The sequence below is a fragment of the Embleya sp. NBC_00896 genome, from assembly GCF_045207785.1.
Lineage (GTDB): Bacteria > Actinomycetota > Actinomycetes > Streptomycetales > Streptomycetaceae > Embleya.
The window spans coordinates 1450510-1471610 of the sequence record NZ_CP108776.1; the positions used below are offsets into that span (position 1 = coordinate 1450510).

At 72.3% G+C, this 21101-nt stretch carries 17 protein-coding genes; 8 read left to right on the top strand and 9 right to left on the bottom strand.

Annotated elements, in window-relative coordinates:
• Positions 1–41: 41 nt before the first annotated feature.
• Positions 42–2918 (bottom strand): AAA family ATPase, encoded by a 2877-nt coding sequence (locus tag OG928_RS06600; protein WP_406280493.1) that lies wholly within the window; start codon positions 2916–2918, stop codon positions 42–44.
• A gap of 765 nt (positions 2919–3683) precedes the next feature.
• On the opposite strand from OG928_RS06600, the gene OG928_RS06605 reads away from it, so the two are divergent.
• From OG928_RS06605 to OG928_RS06620, 4 genes are read left to right on the top strand one after another with little or no spacing between them, the layout of a single operon-like run.
• The gene (locus OG928_RS06605; protein ID WP_406280494.1) at positions 3684–5348 is read left to right on the top strand and encodes an ABC transporter substrate-binding protein; all 1665 of its coding nucleotides are present in this window, start codon (positions 3684–3686) and stop codon (positions 5346–5348) included.
• Complete coding sequence (locus tag OG928_RS06610) at positions 5345–6346, top strand: ABC transporter permease (protein WP_406280496.1); 1002 nt, start codon at positions 5345–5347, stop codon at positions 6344–6346. The genes OG928_RS06605 and OG928_RS06610 overlap by 4 nt, the downstream gene beginning before the upstream one ends.
• Positions 6347–6350: 4 nt before the next feature.
• Positions 6351–7265: an ABC transporter permease gene (locus tag OG928_RS06615; protein WP_406280498.1), complete on the top strand. Its 915-nt coding sequence runs from the start codon at positions 6351–6353 to the stop codon at positions 7263–7265.
• Complete coding sequence (locus OG928_RS06620; protein WP_406280500.1) at positions 7262–8974, top strand: dipeptide ABC transporter ATP-binding protein; 1713 nt, start codon at positions 7262–7264, stop codon at positions 8972–8974. Before OG928_RS06615 ends, OG928_RS06620 begins: the two co-directional genes overlap by 4 nt.
• On the opposite strand, the gene OG928_RS06625 is transcribed toward OG928_RS06620, so the two are convergent.
• A complete protein-coding gene (locus OG928_RS06625; RefSeq protein WP_406280502.1) occupies positions 8952–9713 on the bottom strand; it encodes a TetR/AcrR family transcriptional regulator in 762 nt (253 codons plus the stop codon). The two genes, OG928_RS06620 and OG928_RS06625, sit on opposite strands and share 23 nt — an antisense overlap.
• 80 nt (positions 9714–9793) lie before the next feature.
• Here OG928_RS06625 and OG928_RS06630 point away from each other — a divergent pair, with 80 nt between their 5' ends.
• Positions 9794–11260 carry a DHA2 family efflux MFS transporter permease subunit gene (locus OG928_RS06630; protein WP_406280504.1) on the top strand — a complete coding sequence of 489 codons (1467 nt, stop codon included), beginning with the start codon at positions 9794–9796 and terminating at the stop codon, positions 11258–11260.
• Positions 11261–11305: 45 nt separating this feature from the next.
• Here OG928_RS06630 and OG928_RS06635 read toward each other — a convergent pair whose 3' ends face one another.
• The 3 genes from OG928_RS06635 to OG928_RS06645 form a co-directional block, all read right to left on the bottom strand.
• Positions 11306–11563 carry a hypothetical protein gene (locus OG928_RS06635; RefSeq protein WP_406280506.1) on the bottom strand — a complete coding sequence of 86 codons (258 nt, stop codon included), beginning with the start codon at positions 11561–11563 and terminating at the stop codon, positions 11306–11308.
• A 395-nt stretch (positions 11564–11958) separates the two neighbouring features.
• Complete coding sequence (locus tag OG928_RS06640; RefSeq protein ID WP_406280507.1) at positions 11959–12492, bottom strand: hypothetical protein; 534 nt, start codon at positions 12490–12492, stop codon at positions 11959–11961.
• Positions 12493–12546: 54 nt separating this feature from the next.
• Positions 12547–13659, bottom strand: coding sequence for a hypothetical protein (locus OG928_RS06645; RefSeq protein WP_406280509.1), 1113 nt, complete (start codon positions 13657–13659; stop codon positions 12547–12549).
• Positions 13660–13769: 110 nt separating this feature from the next.
• On the opposite strand from OG928_RS06645, the gene OG928_RS06650 reads away from it, so the two are divergent.
• The 3 genes from OG928_RS06650 (at position 13770) to OG928_RS06660 (ending at position 17197) form a co-directional block, all read left to right on the top strand.
• Positions 13770–14645, top strand: coding sequence for an amidohydrolase family protein (locus OG928_RS06650; RefSeq protein ID WP_406280511.1), 876 nt, complete (start codon positions 13770–13772; stop codon positions 14643–14645).
• Positions 14642–15568: an IclR family transcriptional regulator gene (locus OG928_RS06655; RefSeq protein ID WP_406280513.1), complete on the top strand. Its 927-nt coding sequence runs from the start codon at positions 14642–14644 to the stop codon at positions 15566–15568. The genes OG928_RS06650 and OG928_RS06655 overlap by 4 nt, the downstream gene beginning before the upstream one ends.
• A 294-nt stretch (positions 15569–15862) precedes the next feature.
• Positions 15863–17197, top strand: coding sequence for a hypothetical protein (locus OG928_RS06660; protein ID WP_406280515.1), 1335 nt, complete (start codon positions 15863–15865; stop codon positions 17195–17197).
• Positions 17198–17282: 85 nt separating this feature from the next.
• On the opposite strand, the gene OG928_RS06665 is transcribed toward OG928_RS06660, so the two are convergent.
• The 4 genes from OG928_RS06665 to OG928_RS06680 are packed head-to-tail and all read right to left on the bottom strand — an operon-like array spanning position 17283 to position 21038.
• Positions 17283–18488 (bottom strand): ABC transporter permease, encoded by a 1206-nt coding sequence (locus OG928_RS06665; RefSeq protein ID WP_406280517.1) that lies wholly within the window; start codon positions 18486–18488, stop codon positions 17283–17285.
• The gene (locus tag OG928_RS06670; RefSeq protein ID WP_406280519.1) at positions 18485–19237 is read right to left on the bottom strand and encodes an ABC transporter ATP-binding protein; all 753 of its coding nucleotides are present in this window, start codon (positions 19235–19237) and stop codon (positions 18485–18487) included. The genes OG928_RS06665 and OG928_RS06670 overlap by 4 nt, the downstream gene beginning before the upstream one ends.
• On the bottom strand, positions 19234–20307 hold the full coding sequence (locus tag OG928_RS06675; protein WP_406280521.1) for a peptidoglycan-binding protein: 1074 nt from the start codon (positions 20305–20307) through the stop codon (positions 19234–19236). Before OG928_RS06675 ends, OG928_RS06670 begins: the two co-directional genes overlap by 4 nt.
• On the bottom strand, positions 20304–21038 hold the full coding sequence (locus tag OG928_RS06680) for a hypothetical protein (RefSeq protein WP_406280523.1): 735 nt from the start codon (positions 21036–21038) through the stop codon (positions 20304–20306). Before OG928_RS06680 ends, OG928_RS06675 begins: the two co-directional genes overlap by 4 nt.
• Positions 21039–21101 lie beyond the last annotated feature (63 nt).

Below are 21101 nucleotides of genomic sequence, written 5' to 3' on the forward strand. Positions count from 1 at the left end.
CCCCTTCGCACCCCCGCCGCCGGCCCCGGATCGCCGCCCGCTCAGCCGGCGATCTCCTCCTCCAGCCACGGCGGCAGATCCAGCCTGCGGGCCACCCCGAGCTTGCGATACACCCGGGTCAGGTGCTGTTCGACGGTGCTGACGGTGATGAACAGGCGGCGGGAGATCTCCCGATTGGTCTGGCCCTGGGCCGCGAGCGCGGCGACCCGGCGCTCGGCGTCGCTCAGGCCCGCGCCCGGCTGCTCGTCCACGCCGGCCGGCGCGGTGACCATCGCGGACATGGCGGCCGGTACCGATTCCCGTGCCGGCGTCGGCTCGGCGAACTCGGTCGTCGCGGCGTCGCGGTCCGGCACGGCGGTGAGCCGGTCGGGGCGAAGCAACGCGCGCGGGGGCTCGGCCTGGCACACCTCGGACAGGTGCGAGGCCCGGGCCGCGGCCCGTCTGGCCCGCCCGAAGTCACCCAACTCGCGGTAGGCGTGGCTCAGTTGAGCGAAGACCAGAGACAGCTCGAACCGGTCGCCGCAGGCCTGGAGCTCGCGGATCGACTCCCACAACAGCGCGGGCCTGCGCCGAAGTTCCACGGTCGCGGCCTGGACACCCAGCGCGAGCCCTCGGGTGCGCGACGGTTCGGCCCCGAGCCGCTCGAACTGCTCCTCCAGCAGGGCGCGGGCCGCGTCGTGCGCGCCGAGTTGGACGTGCGCGCGGGCCGCCTCGACCCGCCACGGCACGATGCCCGGCAGGTCGATGCCCCACGCGATCATCAGCTCGCCGCACGACATGAAGTCGTGCAGGGCCGCGTCGGCCCGGCCGGTGGCGAGGTTGTACCGGCCGCACGCGTGCAGGTAGTGCAGGCCCGACGGAGTATGGAACATCGCTCCGGGAACCGGAAGTTCCAGGTGACGCGCGGCCTGCTCGTGGTCGCCGCGAGCCACCGCGGCGGTGATCCGCGCGGCGAGCGGGACGCCCACCGCGACACCCCAGCCCTCGGGCAGGATCCGGGTCAGCGCGGTCTTGGCGCTGTCCTCGGCGCCGAGCAGGTCGCCCTGGCGCACCGCGATCTCGCCGAGTACGGCGGCCAGCAGGGCGTGCGCGATCGGGCTGCGCCGTGCGGACGCCTGGTCGATCAGCGCCACGCACCATTCCTGGGCCTCGGCGGCCCGGTCCGCGTACACGAGCGCGGTGAGCGTGGAGGTGAGCGACTCCACCGTGCCGTCGTCGAGCCGCGAGCCGCGCAGGATCCGCTCCGCCCGGTCGGACACCTCGTCGCCGCGCAGCCGTCCCGCGAGCACCGCGGTCAGCAGGTCCAGGCCCTCGATCCGGCTGATCGTCGCGGGCAGCGGGGAGACCCGGGTCTCCCGTCCCGGCGGCGTCGCGTCCACGGCCGGATACCAGTACTTGAGCCAGACCCGGGCCGCGCGGGCCTCGGCGGCGGTCGCCCACTCGGATTCCTCGCCCGGCGAGCACGGCTTCCACCCCGCCTCGACCACCGCCTTGGCCTCGTCGAGCCGTCCGTACCAGGCCAGGTAGCGCACGCACACCAGCGCGTCCCGGCCGGTGAGCCGGCCGTCCCGGACCGCGGCGGCCAACCACGGCACGTGCCGCGCGGCGGCGGCCGGGTTGACCAACCACTCCAGGCCGATCAGGAACGCCTTGATCGACACGCGCGAGCACTCGTCGGGCGCGATCCGCTCGGCGAGCTTGAGGTAGTCGACGGCCAGTCGAAGGTCTCCTTCGGCGACCACCGCCTCGGCGGCGTCGCGCAGCGTCCGCACCGCCCACGGCGCGCGGAACTCCCCCGCGCCGGCGAGGTGTTTGGCGACCGACTCGGCCGCCGCGCCGTCGATGTGCAGCAGCGTGGCCGCCCGGCCGTGCGCGCGCTCGCGGTCGGGGCGCGTCATCGTGTCGAGCACCGCCAACCGGGCTCGCGTGTCCCGGAAACGGCCGCAGGCGACCAGGCCCGCGTCGTTGAGCGTGCGGGCCGCGCGGGTCGCGGTCGCGGGTTCGAGTTCGAGCAGTTCGGCCAGGCCCTCGGTGGTCTCCGACTCGCCCAGCACGGCCAGGCCGCGCGCGACGTCCACGGTCGCGGGGTCCAGGCGGTACAGGCAACCCACGACGGCGCGGCAGTACGCGTCGGCGACGGTGGGTCGCAGCGGACGCCGGGCCGAATCGGCGCGTGCGGCGGGGCCCAGATCCTCCAGTAAGGCCTTGATCAGCAGGGGGTTTCCGCCGCTGAGTTCGTACACGTCGGCGGTGAGCCGGTTGGCCGCGGTGGCGCCGAGCGAGTCGGCCAGCAGTGCGGTGACCGCCCCGCGGGCCAGCAGGCCGAGCCGCATCCGCTGGTGGTGGGGCTGGCGTTCGACGTCGGCGGAGAATGCCGCGAAGGCCGGGGAGGGGGCGGCCGCGTGCTCGCGTTCACCGAGCAGGACGAGCACGGGGGCGGTGCGGATCCGGCGGATCAGGTGGGCCAGGAATTGCAGCGAGACCGGGTCTGCGTGCTGGATGTCGTCCACCACCACCACGACGGGTCGATCCGCGGCCAACGCCAGTATCACGGCGCACAGTTCGTGCACCGCGCGGACGGTGGTCGGGCCGAGCGCGTCGGTCGCGCCGAACGCGGCGGTGTACGCGCCGTCGTCCAGGAGTCGACCGATTCGGTCGGCGTCGTCCTCGTCGAGGGGTACCGGCTGGAGCAGCTGGCGGACCACGCCGAGTGGGAAGTCCTGTTCCATCGGGGTCCCCACGGCCCGCAGGAAGAGCGCGCCGTCGTCGGCAGCGCGGTCGCCGAACGCGTGCAGGAGCGCGGTCTTGCCGACGGCCACGGGTCCGCACACGGTCGTCACGCCCCCGATCCCGTTCGCGCAGCGGGCCCGCATGGTGTCCAGTCGGCTCAGTTCCTCGGTTCGACCCACGAAAAACACGTGCCACTCCCCCGGCGGAAATCAATGCGTTTCCGCATGTTGAATTCGCTATTAACTCTTATTAACATTCCCCCACGCGCACACCGCGTCCGGATCGAGCCGCGGCAAGATATCCACGATGCGAAACAACCGGAACGCGCGATTTCGGGAGTCCGGGGCGTCGGGATCGCCGAACGGGTCGGCGGGCCCGAGGAGACCTCGGAAACGGAGCGGGATCGATCCGATCCTGGCCGGATACCCGGGTACGGCGTCCGCGCGTGCCCGAATCCGGGCAACACGGGCACATACCCGGTGAACGATCCCTACGACGATCGATTCAGCGACACAGTCCGCTGGACATGCGCGCGAGGTCGACGTCGAGGCGGGACACCAGGGCGAGTCGCGACGCGCCCGCGCTATGGGTCCCCTGCACGGCCAACTCCGAAGAAGTAGAAAGCTCTGAGTCTGAAGGTCCGGACTTTTACTCGATAGCTGTTCGGCAGTCTAGAAATCCGCTCGCGCCGCGTCAACACGAAGGCCCCGCGAAAGAAAGACCGGGCCCGGACGCGCCGTACGTGCCGATATGCCGGGACCTGCGGGCGCATATGCCTCGCAGTCGGGGCAATCTTCGTCAATCTCCCGATCGCCCGCTTATTCCGAAGGGTGTCTAGGGGTCCGTTAGGGGTGCTCCGCGCCCCGGAGTCGCGGCTACTTTCCTCGTTGTGCCCCGCAGGGTCGCTCTGCCCTGCGCGTCTCCCCGTTCCCCGACTCTCGACAGGACCCAGCATGCGCGTTGTCCGACCACGCCTACCCGGAATCGTCGGTGCGGCACTAGCCGCCGCGTTCGTCCTGTCCGCGTGTACGTCGACCACGAAGACCGACAAGGCGTCCGCCGAAGACGCGGCCGGGCCCCCGGTGAAGGGTGGGTCGGCGACCATCGCGATCAACACCGAGCCGACCTGCTTCGACATTCACGTGAGTCCGCAGGACATCACCGCGTCGATCCAGCGGAACGTCTTCGACTCGCTGATCTCCGAGGACGAGCAGGGCAACTTCCAGCCCTGGTTGGCCACTTCCTGGGAGACCGCACCCGATCTGCGCAGCTATACCTTCAAGCTGCGCACCGACGTCAAGTTCACCGACGGGACCTCGTTCGACGCGACGGCGGTCAAGGTCAACTTCGACCGCATCGCCGCCAAGACCACGAAGTCGCAGTACGCGGCGAGCCTGCTCGGCCCCTACACCGGCACCGAGGTACTCGACCCGGCCACCGTCAAGGTGTCCTTCTCGAAGCCGTTCGCACCGTTCCTGCAAGCGGCGAGCACCGCCTATCTCGGGTTCTACTCGCCCCAGGCGCTCGCCGCCAACGCGGACAAGCTCTGCGCGGGCGGACCGCAGTTGGTGGGCACCGGCCCGTTCAAGTTCGCGTCGCACACCAGGGGCCAGAACCTGGTCCTGGAGAACAACCCGACGTACAACTGGGCCCCGGCCGGCGCCAAGCACCAGGGCGCGGCCCATCTGGACCGGCTCACGTTCCGCTTCCTCCCCGAGGACTCGGTCCGAGTGGGCGCCTTCTCCAGCGGCCAGGTCGACATCGCGGGTTCGATCCCGCCGGTCAACGTCAAGGGCCTGGAGGGGCGTTCGGACGTCCGGGTGCTGCGGCACGACTTCGCCGGCGCGGTGTACAGCCTGTTCCTGAACACCACGCGCGCACCGTTCGACGACGAACGCGTCCGCAGGGCCGTGCAGCGCGGGATCAACATCGGGCCGAACGTCCAGTCCATCTACTTCGACCAGTACCGGCGGGCGTGGGGCCCGCTGGGGCCGGCCACGCCGTCCTACGACAAGTCGCTGGAGAACACCTGGCCGTACGACCCGGCGCTCGCCGGCCGCCTCCTCGACGAGGCCGGGTGGACCGCACGCGACGGGGACGGCTACCGCACCAAGGACGGCAAGCGGTTGAGCGTGCAGTGGCCGAACGCGCCGGCGGCGGTTCGCGAGCAGCGCGACATCCTGGCCCAGGCCGTGCAGTCCGACCTCAAGAAGATCGGCGTGGAGGTCCAGCGCCCGGCCCTGGACCTGGGGGCGTTCACCACGAACGCGTACTCCGGCAAGTACGACCTGCTCGACATGAGCTGGGCCCGGTTCGAGCCGGACGTGCTGCGGCTGTACTTCAACTCGGCGAACCTCCCCAGCGCCGGCGGCCAGAACGCGGCCTGGCTGAGCAATCCGCAGATCGACGAGTGGACGAACGCCGCGGCGGCGACGCCGGATCGGGCCGGGCGTGACGCCTTGTACGCCAAGACCCAGGCGTGGGTGATCGAGCACGCCGCGGTGGTCCCGCTGTACTCCGCCACCACGCTGTTCGCGGCGGCCAAGCAGATCAACGGGTTGCGTCTGGACCCGAACGCGTGGCCGCTGTTCTACGACGTGTGGAGCACGCGGCGATGACCTCCGCCGAACCGGGCGCGTCGCTCGCGACGCGCCCGGCGCCCGCACCGGCCGAGGCGCCGCGTTGGGCCCGGGTGTTGCGCGCGATCGGCGCGCGGGTGCTCGCGACCGCGTCGGTCCTGCTGGGCGCGGCGACGCTCGCGTTCGCGGGTCTCAAGCTGATCCCCGGTGATCCGGTGGCCACGCTGTTGGGCCCGCAGACCACCGCGTCGCCCGCCGTGCGGTCGCAGATCCGCGCGGACTACGGCTTCGACGACCCGGTGTTCAGCCAATACCTGCACTATCTGAGCGAACTGCTGCACGGCCGGCTCGGCGAGTCCTATCAGCTCCAGCAGCCGGTGTCGGCGCTGATCGGCGAGCAGTTCCGGCCGACCGCCGAACTCGCGCTGGCCGCACTGGCCCTGGCGGTGGTGATCGCGGTCGTCTCCGCGCTGGCCACCGCCGGGCGCCGGTCGGTGCTGCGATCGGCCTTCGGTGCGTGGGAGTTGGTCGCGGTGTCGACACCTTCCTTCTGGCTCGGGATCGTCCTGCTCACAGTGTTCTCGTTTCGGTTGCAGTGGTTCCCGGTGGCCGGGTCCGAGGGCATCGAGACCCTCGTCCTGCCGGCCGTGACACTCGCGCTGCCGATCGCCGGCGTGTTGGCCCAGGTGTTGCGCGAGGGTCTGGAGACGGCCCTGGCCGAGCCGTTCGTGGTCACCGCGCGAGCCCGCGGCCTGAGCCGGACCGCGGTGCGGATCCGGCACGCGTTCCGGCACGCGGCGATTCCGCTGCTGACCCTGTCCGGCTGGCTGACCGGGACGCTGCTCGGCGGCACGGTCCTGGTCGAGAAGGTCTTCGCCCGACCGGGGATCGGCGCGCTCACGCTGCAATCCGTCAATACCAAGGACATGCCGGTCGTGATGGGCGTCGTGCTCCTCGCCGCCCTGGTGTTCGTGCTCATCTCGCAACTCGTCGACCTGCTCTACGCCGTGATCGATCCACGGCTGCGGAAGGGGTGATCACGTGCCGCAGACACTCGCCGTCGAACCGGGCGGAGCCCAAGGGGCGGGCGGATCCGGCGAATCCGGCGCGTCGCCCGCGAAGCGACCGGTCCGCGTCCGACGCCGCGGCCGAGTGGGTCCGGGGGTCGCGATCGCGATCGGCGTGCTCGCGCTGTTCGCGCTGGTCGGCCTCGCACCGGGCCTGTTCACCGACACGTCGCCGATCGACACCGACCCGCTCGCGGCGCTGCGGGGACCCGGCACGGAGCACTGGTTCGGCACCGACCAGCTCGGCCGCGACGTGTTCGCGCGCGTCCTGCACGGCGCGCGCCCCTCGCTGTTGCTCGGCCTGGGTGCGACCACGTTCGCGCTGGTCGGCGGCACGATCTGGGGACTCGCCGCCGCGCTCGGCGGTCGGGCCGCCGATCAGGTGTTCATGCGTCTGGCCGACGTGATGTTGTCACTGCCCGAACTGCTGCTCGCGCTGTTCGTGGTGACGCTGCTGGGTCGCGGCACGGTCAACGTGATGATCGCGGTGGCGATCGCGGCGATGCCCGGCTACGCGCGCCTGGTCCGGGCCGAGGCGCTGGTCGTGCGCCGCTCGGGGTATGTCGAGGCGGCGGCCGGGCTCGGCCTGCGCCGGCCGGTGCTGATCGCGCGGCACGTGTTGCCCAACGCGATCGGCCCACTCCTGGTGCTGGCCACGGTCGGCTTCGGCACCTCGCTCATCTACGCGTCCGGGCTCAGTTTCCTGGGTCTGGGCGCGCAACCGCCGTCACCCGAGTGGGGCGCGATGCTCTCCGAGGGACGCGGCTTCCTGGAGACCGCGTGGTGGATCGGGGTGTTCCCGGGGGCGGCCGTGACGTGCGCCGTGATCGCGGTGAACGTGGCCGGCCGGCACGCCCGCACCCGCTTCGCCGGAGGGATACCGCGATGACCACCAGCAGCGCCGCACCCCTGCTCGTCGTGGACGGCCTCGAAGTCGCCTTTCCCGGCCGGGAATCCGCCGTGCGCGACGTGTCGTTCACGGTCGCGCGCGGCGAATGCCTGGCGATCGTCGGCGAATCCGGCTCCGGCAAGAGCGTCACGGCCCGCACCCTCGTCGGACTCACCGGCGGCAACGCTCGCGTGACGGCCCGTCGGCTCGACTTCGACGGTACGGATCTGACCGACCTGTCGGAGTCCCGGTGGCGGAGCATCCGGGGCCGCCGAATCGGCCTGGTGCTCCAGGACGCGCTGGTCTCGCTCGACCCGTTGCGCACCGTCGGCACCGAGGTCGCCGAGCCACTGCGTACGCACCGCGTCGTGCCGCGCGGGCAGGTGGGTGCGCGCGTGCTCGAACTCCTGGAGGACGTCGGGATTCCGGAACCGGCCCGGCGGGCCCGGCAGTATCCGCACCAGCTCTCCGGCGGCCTGCGTCAGCGCGGCCTGATCGCCTCGGCCCTCGCGGGCGGCCCCGAGCTGCTGCTCGCGGACGAGCCGACCACAGCGCTCGACGTCACCGTGCAGGCGCAGGTGCTCGCGCTGCTCGGCCGGCTCAAGGAGCAGGGCACCGCGATCCTGTTGATCAGCCACGACCTGGCCGCGGTGGCCCGCCTCGCGGACCGGATCGCGGTCATGTACGCGGGCGAGATCGTCGAGCAGGGGCCGGCGGAGCGGGTCCTGGCGGAACCGGCGCACGAGTACACCCGCGCGCTCCTGGCGGCGGTACCGTCGCTGCACGCCAAGGGGACCCGCCTGTCGGCGTCGGCCGGATCGGTCCGAGTGCCCGTACCGCCCGCGCCGCCCGCGCCGCCGGTGGGCGACGTGCTGCTCGACGTGGCCGGGATCGGCAAGCGGTTCCGCGGGCCGGACGGTACCTGGCACGATGCGGTGCGGGACGTGTCGTTCGAGCTGCGGGCGGGTGAAACCCTGGGCGTGGTCGGCGAGTCCGGCTCAGGCAAGACGACGGCGGCGCGGATCGTGCTCGGCTGGGAGCAGCCGGACGAGGGCTCGGTGCGATTTCGCGACGCCGCGTGGAGCGGGGTGCCGGAGTCCGTCCGGCGGGCCTCGCGCGGGCGGATCCAGGCGGTGCAACAGGATCCGCTCGGCTCGTTCGATCCGCGGTACACGGTCGCGCGCATCCTCGGCGAGGCGGTCGCGGCGGCGGGCCTGCCGGGCGGTCGGTGGCGCCGCACGCGCGCCGCACATCGCGAGCGCGTGGCCGAACTCCTGGACCTGGTCGGCCTGTCCGAGGACCTGCTCGGGCGACGACCGCGCGACATGTCGGGCGGTCAGCGCCAGCGGGTGGCGATCGCGCGGGCGCTCGCGCCCTCGCCCGAGCTGATCGTGTGCGACGAGCCGGTCTCGGCGCTCGACGTGTCGATCCAGGCGCAGATCCTGGACCTGCTGGCGGATCTGCGTGCGGAGCTGGGCCTCGCGCTGTTGTTCATCTCGCACGACCTGGGGGTGATCCGGCACGTCAGCGACCGGATCCTGGTGATGAAGGACGGCCGAGTGGTCGAGAGCGGCGACGCCGAGCGGGTGTTCGCGAGCCCGCAGGCGCCCTACACGCGGGAGTTGCTCGCGGCCGTACCGCGCCCGGTGGCGGCACCGGACGCGGTTTCGCTCCCCGTCGAGGCGCTCAGCGCCGGGGCGTCGTCGTGACCGCGACGCCCTCGCGCGGCGCGAACGCGCGCAGGAAGGTGGTCACACCGGCGGTGACCGCACGGTCGAGGGCCGCGTCGTCGACCGGCCGGGTGCCCAGCGCGGTGAGCGTGGGCAGGTCGCCGGAGATCAGCGCGAGGAACTGGTTCGCGGCGGTGACGGGGTCGTCGATGTCCAGGTATCCACCGTGCGCGAGGCGGGCGAGTCGGCCCGCGAGCGCGTCGATGATCTGCACGGTGCCGCCCTCGCGGATCGTGTCGTACAGGTCGGGGAAGCGCGCGGCCTCGGCGTACACCAGCCGCTGTAGCGCCCAGCCCTTCTCACCTGCCTGGCACTGCACGACCCGGTGCGCGATCGCGGTCAGCCGCGGGTGCAGCTCGTCGGCGTCGGTCGGGAACGCCTCCAGGGCGGCCAGGATCCGGCCGCTGGATTCGATCGCGGCCTCGACCATGACGGTCCGGAAGAGGTTCTCCTTGCCGCCGAGGTGGTTGTAGATGGTCGGTTTGGACACGCCGGCCTCGGCCGCGATCGCGTCGATGCCGGCGAGCGTGTAGCCCTCGCGGGTGAACACCGCCTCGGCGGCGGCCAGGATCGCGCGGCGCTTGTCGATCCGCCCGCGTGTGGCGCCCTGCGCGGATGCGGCCGCCGCGCCCGCAGGTGTCGCCGGCGCCGGCGCCGCCCCCTTCGCCGCTGCCCGACCTGCCGTCCGCGTCGTCGCCCGTTTCGTTCCCTCGACCATGTTGCGACATTACCAGACGGGCTGTTAATTTTTACTCGCGAGTTTAGTTAACTGACCTCACTGGTAACTTGGAGGCGTTCATGGCCACCGCACCCCCCGATCCCGAGACCAAGATCGACGGTCCACTCCTGCGACTGATGCTGGTGATGCTGCTCGGCGGCGTCATGGGCATCCTCGACACGACGATCGTCAACGTCGGCATCGAGACCCTCGGCGACCGCTTCGACGCACCGCTCAAGACCATCGAATGGGTGGCCACCGGCTACCTGTTGGCACTCGCCGCGACCGTGCCGCTGGCCGGCTGGGCCGCCGGGCGATTCGGCGGCAAGACCGTGTGGCTGACCGGCCTGACGGTCTTCCTCGCCGGTTCGGCGCTGTCCGCGATCGCGTGGAACGCGGAGAGCCTGATCGCCTTCCGGGTGCTCCAGGGCATCGGCGTCGGCGCGCTCGAACCGACGCTGCTGACCATGCTGGCCATCGCGGCCGGTCCCAAGCGGGCCGGGAAGATGATCGGCATCGTCGGCGCGGTGGTCACCCTGGGCCCGATCCTGGGACCGGTGCTCGGTGGGGTGCTGCTCGAACACGCCAACTGGCGCTGGATGTTCATCATCAACCTGCCGATCGGTCTGATCGCGCTGGCCCTGGCCTACCGGCAGATCCCGGCCGACCCGCCGCGCGAGGGCGACCCGCCGCCGCTGGACGCACGCGGCATCGCGCTGCTGTGCCCCGGATTCGCGGCGGTCGTGTACGGCCTGTCGCAGGCCGCGGGCGACAGCGGCTTCGGCGCGCCGCAGGTGATCGCCGCACTCGTCGCGGGCGTCGCGCTGATCATCGGCTACGTGCTGCACGCGCTGCGCACGGAGCACCCGCTGATCGACGTCCGACTGTTCCGGATCCGCGGCTTCGCGGGCGGCATCGGCGCGGTGTTCCTGACCGGCATCCTGCTGTTCTCGCTGCTGTTCCTGATCCCGCTGTACTACCAGGTGGCGCGCGACCGCGGCGTGATGGCGGCCGGCCTGCTGCTGGTCCCGCAGGGGGTCGGCGTGTGGATCGGCATGCCGATCGCGGGTCAGCTGTTCGACAAGATCGGCGCCCGTGCGCTGATCCCGTTCGGCGGGGTGCTGGCCGCACTCGGCATCCTGGGCTTCTCGACCGCCGACGGCGGTACGAACACCGTGATCCTGGTGGGCTACTCGGTCGTCACCGGCGCGGGGCTCGGCTTCGTCGGCGCGCCCGCGATGTCGTCGGTGTTCGGCTCGGTACCGCCGGAGTCGGTACCGAGCGCCACGGCCGCGGTGTACCTCAGCAACCAGATCGGCGGCACCTTCGGCATCGCGATCGCGGCGCTCGTCCTGCAGAACCGCACCGAGAGCCACTCCGTGGTGTCCGCGTTCCAGGGCACGTTCGGCTACCTGATCGCCTTCGCCCTCGTGGTCGGCGCGGTCGGCCTGCTGCTCCGCCGCGGCCCGACCGCGGCGGAACCCGCTCCCGCCGAAACCCCGACGAACGACGAGCTCCTGCCCGAACCGGCCCGCCAAGAGGTCTGACCGCCGCCGACACCAACACCGGGCCCGTCCGCGGGCCGGGCCCGGTCAGGTCCCCGCGTCGGCCGGATACCCAATCTCGATGGCCCACTCCCGCCGATCCAACGCCCCCAACTGCCGCTGCGCCATTCGCCGCATAATCTCCTTCGGCACCAGACAGGTAGAACAGGCGGTAGGCCCGGCCGTAACCGTGAGCATCACCGCGCCCTCCCCCGAACACGTAACCACAAGCCCAAAATCATCAGCGGCAAGCACCTCACCCAACGACGCGAGCGCGGCCCGGACAGCCTCATCGGACGGTTCCATGCCATCTCCTCCCCTACGAAATCCATCAACCCGCCCCGACGCTTGAGGACAGCCGGCCGCAGGCCAGGCTTCTCATCCAGCCCGCCCGGCGCTTGAGGACAGGCGGACCCAAGCCCATTCAGCCCGCCCGGCGCTTGAGGGCAGCCGGCCGCAGGCCAGGCTTCTTCACCCAGCGCGCCCGGCGCCTGAGAACAAACGGACCCAACCCCATTCAGCCCGCCCGGCGCTTGAGGGCAGCCGGCCGCAGGCCAGGCTTCTCATCCAGCCCGTCCGGCGCTTGAGGACAAGCGGGCCGCAGGCCGGCTGCCATGGTTCTCCTCAGTCCTTCGGGTTACGGAGGTGCAAGCCACGGGTTACCGTCCGCATCCTTGATGCACCCCCCGGGTGACGCATCGTCAGCCCGCGCTCACCAGGTGCAGCGCGTGCTCCAGGACCTCGCCGGCCATCGCGTCCAGATCCGCGTCGTCCGACCCGCCCAGCGGCCCGCGCACGGTCAGGATGCGGGCCTGCGGCAGCCCGTACAGCCCACAGATCTGGTGGGCGATCTCGGTGAACCCCTCGGTGCTGAGCAACAGCGTGGGCAGGCCCAGGCGTTCGAGTTCGACGGTGTCGTGCGCGCTCCACGAGGTACACGAGCCGCAGTCGGCGGACCCGGTCAGCACCACGTCGGCCTCGGCCAACAGCCTTGCCACGACCTCGGGTTCGGCCGGCAACGCGGCACTGACCTTGGCGATCTCCAGCGACACGGTCGCACCCGTACGGGCGGCGAGGCCGCGGGCGATCGCGCCCATGATGTAGCCGGCGTGTGGCTTCAGGTTGTCCAGGACCGCGATGCGCTTGCCGGTGAGCACGTCCAGGCCGGGCGCGAGCCGGGCCGCGGGGGCACCGACGCGGCCCGTCGGGTCGAGGATCCGGATGGCGGCTGCCATGGTGAACTCCCTTGATACAGAGCGATTCCGGGTACGGAGCGCGGCAATGAACGGTCAGCGGACCGGGACGGTGACACTGCGGGTCAGGCCCCAACTCGGCACGACCATCGAGTGCTTGCCGGCACCGCCGGCGACCAGCACCCGAATGTTGTCGGGGCTGTCGGTCATCGGCTGGAGGTCGTCGTCGCCGAGCGCGCGCATCCACGGACGCCACAGCACCGCATCGAAGTGCGCGCGGAACTCGCGCGCGGGGCGGCGGGCCTTCTCGAACAGGTACGCCTGCACGTCCCGGCGGGCCCAACCCGCTGCGGCGATCGTCGCGGCGTGCTCGGGGCCGAGCACGACGAAGTATTCGGCGCTGGAGACCACCGCGTTGTTCGTGCCCAGCGTGGCCATCACCGACGCGGCCTTGTCCAGGATCGGCGCGGGGTCGCCGCGCGTCTCCATGTCGTGGAAGTTGTGCGGGTTCTCCATCCCGGCCACGGTGACCGCGCTCGGACCGTCCAGGCCGAGGCTGCGCGGATACGTCGGCCACGGACTGGCCTCGGCGTTCTCGGCGAAGCAGAAGGTGTACTTGGCCGGCTGCCCGTGCGTGGCCGCGTCACCCAGACCCGCGTCGCCGACACCGCGCGCGGTACCGCCGGCCACGTGCAGCAACACCAGGCGCAGCGCCCGACCGAGCGTCGCGTTGGCGCGGTTGCCGGGCCCCAGCGTGCCGGTCCCGGCGTTGAAGCCGCAGCGCCGGACCGCCTCGCCGTGCACGGTGACCATGATCGAGACGGGGTGCGTGGTCGAGTTGACGCCGCGCAGGTTGAACTCGTCGGCGACGATCCCGCGCACGGCCGCCACCAGGAGCGGCAGCAGTTCGGGCGGGCACCCGGCCAGCACCGCGTTGACCGCGAGCACGCGCGGCGTGGCCTCGCCGAGCCGGGGCGGCAGGACGCCGATCACCTCGTCCGGATCGCCGTCGTACCCGGCCAGCATCGCGTCCACGCGCGCCGGCGTCGGCGCGACGACGGGGAAGCCGTCGCCCCACCCGCGCTCGGCGAGCAGCGCGTAGAGGGTCTCGGGGGACTCGTCCACGAGCGTGATCGGCTCGGCGTCCGGCTTGGCGGTGGCACCCATGGAAAGCCCTTCGACGTTGCGGGCGGCAAGGGCTCGGACCATAGCGTCGGTCGAAAATGTAAGCAATAAGGGTCGAATACTCGAACACCAATCGCGGCCCGTGTAGGCAGCGCCACGTTGTCCTGGCGGGTTGCAGCTCCTAGCATCCGCCTATGCGTACAGCCGATTCGAGTATCCGAACAGCTCGTCCGCTCGTCGACGCCCACGTGCACGTCGCCTCCGCGGATCGTGACCGGTATCCGCTCGCGCCCTCCGGTGTCGGCAGCCCGTGGTTTCGCGCGGACGACGTCGGTACGCCCGACCTGCTGGCCGCGATGGCCCGGGGTGGGGTCGACCGCGCGGTGGTCGTACAGGCGGTGGGCGCGTACGGATACGACTGCGCCTACGCGATCGACAGCGTCCGCGCGAACCCGGAGCGGCTGGCGCTGGTCGGCTCGGTCGACATGGACGCCCCCGATCCGGCCACCGCGCTCGCGGAGTTGGCCCGGGACAGCGGTGGGCTCCTGCGTGGCGTGCGGCTCTTCGGCGTGCACGGGCACGAGCCGAGCTGGCTGGGCGATGGACGCGCGGACGAGGTGTGGGCGCTCGCGGGCGAACTGGGCCTCACCGTCGTCCCGGTGCTGTTCCCCGACGCGCTCGCCCGCGTGGGCCCGGTCGTCGACAAGCATCCCGACGTCGCGGTCGCGCTCGACCACTGCGGCTTCGCGGACCTGGCGGGCGGGACCCCGTTCGGGGCGGCGGGTCCGCTGTTCGATCTGGCCGCGCTGCCCGCCGTACGGGTCAAGGTGTCCACGCACGTCCTCGAACTCGCGGCCGCGGTCGGTGATCCGGCCGATCTGATCGACCACCTGGCGGCGACGTTCGGCGCCCGTCGGCTGGCCTGGGGTTCGGACCACCCGCAGACGACCGGCTCGACGTACCCCGCGATGGTCGCCCGCGGCCGGGACGCGGCGCGCCGGCTCTCCCCCGCCGATCGGGACCGCTTCCTCGGCGGTACCGCGCTCTCCCTTTGGTGGCCTGCCGCATGACTCTCCGTCAGCCTTCCCGTCCCGCCGTCGACCGGGGCGCGCCGTCCGCCTCGCCGCCCACCGACCGGGTGATCGCGGTGCTCGGCCTGCTCGCGGCCAATCCGGGCCGGGAGTTCACCCTCGCGGACGTGATCCGCGAGACCGGCATCAGCAAGGCGACGTGTCACGCCGTCGTCCGGCGCCTGGTCGATGCCCACTACCTCCTGCACACACCGAGCGGCTACACCCTCGGCCCGGCGCTGATCGCGGTCGGTCACGCCGCCGAGCGCTCGTTCCCGGCCGTACGGGCCGCGCACCGGCATCTGGCGTCGCTGGCCGAGGAGTTCGGGGTGCCGTGTACCGCCGCCGTGCACGACACGGAGGCGATCACGATCGTCGACGCCGCCGGGCCGCACCCGCATTCCGACACCTCCCGGATCGGCCGGCACATCCCGCTGATCCCGCCGTACGGCGCGGTGCAGATCGCCTGGTCGGGCGAGGACGAGATCCGCGCCTGGCTGGACCGGGCCCCGCGCGCCGACGACGACTTCCGCCGGGAACTCGTGGGCGTGCTGCGGACGATCCGCCGCCGTGGCTACGACGTACACCGCGAGAGCACCGCGTCGATCCGGCTCCGCGAGGCGCTGTCCGCACTGGAGAACGAGGACCTGTCCGGCCCCCAGCGGGAAGCGGTCGGCCTGCTCTACACCGAGCTCAGCCGCGTCGACTTCCTCCCCGAACGCCTCGACGACACCCGCCGCTACAACGTGAACGTGATCTCGGCCCCGGCCTTCGACGCCCACGGCCGTACCTCCGTGGTCCTCGCCCTCCTGATGGCGAAACCCCTGCGCGGCGCCGACATCACCCGCGCCGGCGAACGCCTCCTCGCCGCGACGGCCGAGATCACCAGGTCCACGGGCGGGCGGCACTCGGGTCCCTCCTGAGCCGTCCCGTCCCCGACGGCGAAATTGTCCGCGCGGAGTCCGTGAGGTTTCCGTGCCGGGCGTGTCCTACTGGCACAAGCGCGGCCGGGGGTCGCGTGAACTCCGGGGGGACACATGACAGCGGGCATTCACGTTGACGAGCAACCGGACGGTGAGCCTCCGGTTGATCTGACCAAGCGTCAAAAGACTTCGATACCGCCGCAGTCGCACACTGCGGAGGTCCCGGATGGCTCGGAGGTCCCGGGACTCCCGGATCTCCCGGAATCACCGGAACTCCCGGCACTCCCGGAGCCGGTGACGAAGCGTCGGGAACCCCTGCGGGTGGACGAGCCGACCGGCCTGATCTACACCCTGATCCGCTGGCCGGTGCGAATCGTCGCGCTGATCGTGCTGTTGCCGGCCAAGTTGGCGTGGGAGTTGCTGAAGGCGTTCGGCCGAGGGACCCGCGTGGTCCTCCGGGACTGGCTCCTGGTCCCGGTCGGGCGGCTGCTCGCGGTGGTCGGGCGCGGGGTCCGGCTGCTGGTGTGGGACTGGTTCCTGGTCCCGCTGGCCCGAGCCGCCGCGGCGGTCGGACGGGCCGGCAAGGTGCTGCTGTGGGACTGGTTCCTCGTCCCGGTGGCGAGGGCCGCGCGGGTGGCCCTGATCGCGGTGGGGCAGGCGCTGCGCTGGTTGGCCGTCGATCTGCTGTGGGCCGGGCTGGGGTTGCTGGTTCGCTACCTGATCGTGCTCCCGCTGCGCGTGTTCCTGCGCGTCCTGTTGCGTCCGCTGAGCGCGGGTCTGGTCACGCTGCTGCGCCGGCTGGCACGCGCGGCGGCGGTCGTGGGCCGGGGGCTCGTCCGCGCGCTGTACTACCTCCTCGTCGTGCCGGGCCGGTGGGCCTGGCGGGGCACCCGGGTGGTCGGCCACGGCCTCGAACGCGTGCTGTTCCACGTCGTGGTCGTGCCGGTGAAATGGCTGGCGACGTGGCTGGGGCGGGGGCTCCTGGCGGCCGGCCGGGTGGCCTGGCGCGGCACTCTGGTGGCGGCGCGGGCGGTCCGGCTCGGGCTGCGCCACGGCGTGGTGCGCCCGGCGAAGTGGCTGTGTCGGGGCCTCGCGACGGTGGCCCGATGGATTTGGCGCGGCCTGGTCGTGGTGACGCGGGCGGTGGGGACCGCGCTGTACTACGGCCTCGTCGTCCCCGGCCGCTGGGCCGGACACGGCACGATGCGCGCGCTGCGGGTCATGGGGCGCTGTACCGCCGCGACCGGACGCGGGCTCGCGGTGGCAGCCCGCTTCCTGATCGTGCGGCCGACGGTCTGGGCCTGGGGCGTGCTCGTGATCGTCGTGCGCGCGATCGGCCGGGCGCTGCACGTGTTGATCGTGCGACCGCTGAAGTGGACCTGGCGGATGGGCACGATCGCCGCCCGCGCGCTCGGCCGCGCACTGCACGTGGTCGCCGTACGCCCGGTGGTCTGGGCCTGGACGACGCTCGTGACCCCCGCGAGCCGCGCGACCGCCCGGGCCTGGCGCGCCACCGCCGATGCACTGCGCGCGACGTCCCGAGCGGTCTGGGCCCAGACCCGTCAGGCCGGCCACGACGTCCGCCGGGCCCTGTCCTTCGGGCGGCGCCCGCCGAGCAAGCGGCCGTGACCGGTGCCCGGACCGAACCGCTCTGTCCGGCCCGGGAATCCGCGCCACGTATCCAGCGCGGTAGGGGTCCGCGTCGGCACCACCCCTACCCGGAGTTCAGCGCGACCGTCGGCCGGACCCGGGAAGCCCGTACCGCCGGATACAACCCCGCCAACACCCCGATCACCAAGGTCGCCCCCAAGCCCCCGCCCAGCGCCCACATCGGCACCACCGCCGTCCACCCCTGCACCCGCGCGAAGCCGAACGTCGCCGCCGACCCGAGCACCGCGCCCACCACCCCGCCGAGCGCCGACAACAACAGCGACTCCGTCAGGAACTGCACCCGAATCGCCCCGCGCGTGGCCCCGATCGCCCGGCGCAGACCGATCTCCTGCCGGCGTTCGAGCACCGAGATCACCATCGTGTTGGCCACCCCGACCCCGCCGACCAGCAGCGCGACCGCGCCCAGGCCCAGCATGAGCGTGGTCAGCCCCCTGTCCGTGGCGGCCTTCGCCGCCAACGCGTCGGACGGCCGCGAGACGGTGACGGAGTGCTCGTCGCCGGGGTTGACGGTACGGGCCAGGACGTCCCGAACGGCCGTCACCGACGCGTCCGTGGACCGCTCGAAGATCATCGTCGGATGTCCGTCGAAGCCGAAGTACCGTACGGCGGAAGGGAATCCGACCAGTGCGACCCGGTCGATCGTCGGCACCAATTCGACCTTGGCGAGGATCCCGGTCACCACGAACCACTCGTCGCCCATCAGGATCTTCGCGCCGGGCTCGGTGATCCCGAGCCGATCGGCCGCGATCGCGCCCAGCACGACGGCCGGCAACCGCTCGCTCGCGGCGTCCAGCCAGCGCCCGCGCGCGACCTTCGCCCCCAACGCGTCGAGCAGATCGGTGCGCGCCGCCTGCGTGGTCACGCCGGGCGCCATCTCCTCGGGCACGACGTCGCTGCGGCGGACCCGGACGTCGACGTGGCCGGTCGCGGTGGCCGCCAGGACCGGGCCGATCCGCTCGACCATGGCGACCGCGTTCACCGGCAGCTTGACCTCCTTGCCGTCCACGTCCTTGCCGGCCTCGGCGGTCAGCAGGTTGGTCCCGAGCCGATCGAGCCGGGCCAGCAGATCCGCGCGGCTGGACGTCGACAGGCCGACCACCGCGACCATGGTGGCGATCCCGATCGCGATGCCGAGCGCGGACAGCAGAACCCGCGCGCGGCGCGAACGCAGCCCCGACGCGCCGACCCGCAGGACGTCCACCGGCGACAGCCGGGCCGGCCGCAGCCGCGCGTCGTTCGCGGCGCTCACGGGTGCACCGCCGGCACCGCGCCGGTCCGGGCGTCGGACACGATCTCGCCGTCCCGGACCCGGACGCGGCGTGGCAGGGCGTCGGCGATCTCGTTGTCGTGCGTGATCACGCAGATCGTCGTTCCGGCCGCGTTCAGTTCGCGGACGAGGTCCATGACCACACGTCCCGCGGCGGAGTCGAGCGCGCCCGTCGGCTCGTCCGCGAGCAGCAGATCCGGTTCGCCGACGAGCGCCCGGGCGATCGCGACGCGCTGCTTCTCGCCACCCGACAGCTCGCTCGGCCGGTGCGCGAGACGGTGTCCCAGGCCGACCCGCTCCAGTGTCGCCCGGGCTCGGGCCCTGCGTTCGCGCCCGGAAACACCCCCGTACAGCAGCCCGTCCGCGACGTTGTCGAGTGCGTCGCGGCCCGGCGCGAGGTGGAACTGCTGGAACACGAAGCCGATATGCCGCGCCCGCAGTGCGGACAGCTTGGCGTCGGAGAGCGCGCCGACGTCGTATCCGGCGACCCGTACCTGTCCCGTGGTCGCGGTGTCGAGCGTGCCGATCAGGTTGAGCAGCGTGGACTTGCCGGATCCGGACGGGCCGACGATCGCGACCAACTCCCCTTGTTCCACCCGCATGTCGACGCCGCGCAGGGCTTCGACCCCGCCGGCGTAGGTCTTGCCCACAGCGCGCAGCTCGATCACGGCGGCGCCTCCGGTCGGGGCGGCGGTCGCGTGGGCGGCGCCTTCGATCCTCGCGGCGCTCACGGCTTGGCCACCCCCACCGGCATGCCCTCGGTGAGCCCATCCCCGGTGACCTCGATCCGCCCGTCCGCCGTCATTCCGGTCTGCACGCGCACGGTCCTGCCGGTCGTGCCCTGCACGATCTGTAGGCCGTAGCCGCCCTCGCGCAGCGCCACGACCGCCTCGACCGGGACGGTCAGGACGCCGGTCCGGCTCTCGCTGACGAACCGCACGCTCGCGGTGCCGGCGTTGGCTCCCGGGTCGGGGACCGTGCCCGTGAGCGCGATCTCGACCTGGATGCCGTCTCCGGCGCCGCCGGCGGCGCCCGGTCCCTCCGTTGCCGGGGCTCGGACCGTGCCGGCCACCGCGCCCGTCACCGTCGAGCCGTCGGGCAGGGTGATCTCGACCTTCGTGCCAGATTTCGCGAGGGAGTCGTCACCCTTGTCGAGCTGGGCCCGGACGACCGGCGTCGTGGACGCCACGGTCAACACCGCCTTGTCCGGACCGACTTGATCCGCGAGCGACACCTCGGAGGAGACCACGCGCACGGCTTCGGGCTGGAACACGACGTCGCCCTTGCCGACCTCGCCGCTGGGTTCGGGCACGCCCAGCGCCTTCTGCCACGACTGCACGGCGGCCTTGGTGGCGTCGTCGTACTTCGTGTCGATCACCAGGTTCCTGCCGTACCCGAGGTCGCGCAGGTTGCGTTCGAGCTGGAGCACGTCCGGGCCGAGCGTGCCGACCTTGATGTCCCGGAACATCGGGGTCGTGCCGTACAGCAGGAGCACCGGCCGCGCGTCGCGCTCGTACAGCCGCTTGCCGCGCTTGACGACGCTGCCGACCTCGGCCGCCTTGGTGACGGTGCCCTCGACGGCGGACTTGACCACGCGGCGGTCGGCGTAGTCCAGGCGCCCGTCCACGGTCTTGCTCTTGACCAGGTCGGTGCGGGTGATCGGGGCGGTCGCCGCGGGTGGTGTCCCGGACTTGCCGGCGTCCGCCGCCGAGTCGCCGCCTCGGAGGGCGAGCGCGCCGCCGCCGACGGCGACCACGGCGGTGGTCGCGCCGGCGGTGATCCACGCCGTGCGGCGCCTCACTGCATCCCGTCCGCGCCGTCGACGAGCTTGGGCTTGCAGGTGGCCTCGGCCTGCTTGTACGCGGGCGATTTCGAGTCGATCTGCGGCGAGATCGGGTTCGGCTCGCCACCGGGTTGGGCGATCCCGCCCTGCATCTTCGGGTTGGCGAACTTGGAGACGCCGTTGGACCGCATGCACTGCGCGTGCGCGAGCAACGATTCGTAGATCTGCTGCTGGTCGAGCTTGGGCTCCAGCTGCATGGCCTGCTGCATCGGCTCCTTGCACGCGTTCATCGCGGCCCCGAGCCGGGCCTGGGCGTCGCGGTCGTTCTCGGCCGCTTGGATCCGCTCGATCTTCGTCCAGTCCTGGAAGCCGGACAGCTTCGGGTCGGGCCAGTCCTTGAGGCCCTCGCGACGCATGCACTGCGTGAACACGAGCTGTGCGTCGTAGAACGCGCTCTTGCCGCCGCCCTGCTGCCGCGGCTGCCCGTTCGGCGGCGGGGTGGGTCCGCCCGGCGCCGGGTCGCCGGCCTTGTCGTTCGCGGTGGGCCGCGGTTGGGGAGCGGACGCGATGTTCGCGTCCTTGTCGTCGCCACCGCCGCCGCACGCCGTGCCGAGGGCCAGTACGGGGAGCACGATCAGCGCGGCGTGGCGCAGTGCGGCGGACCGAAGTCGGGCGGACCGGACCGCGGTGGAGCGGAGCGCGGCGGACCGCAGCGGGGCGGACCGGGAAATGGGGCTGCGGAAGCTCATGCCGTCCAAGCTCGCCCGCCCACATGGCGGGTCCCGCATCGCGACATGGTGGTTGCGTAACAA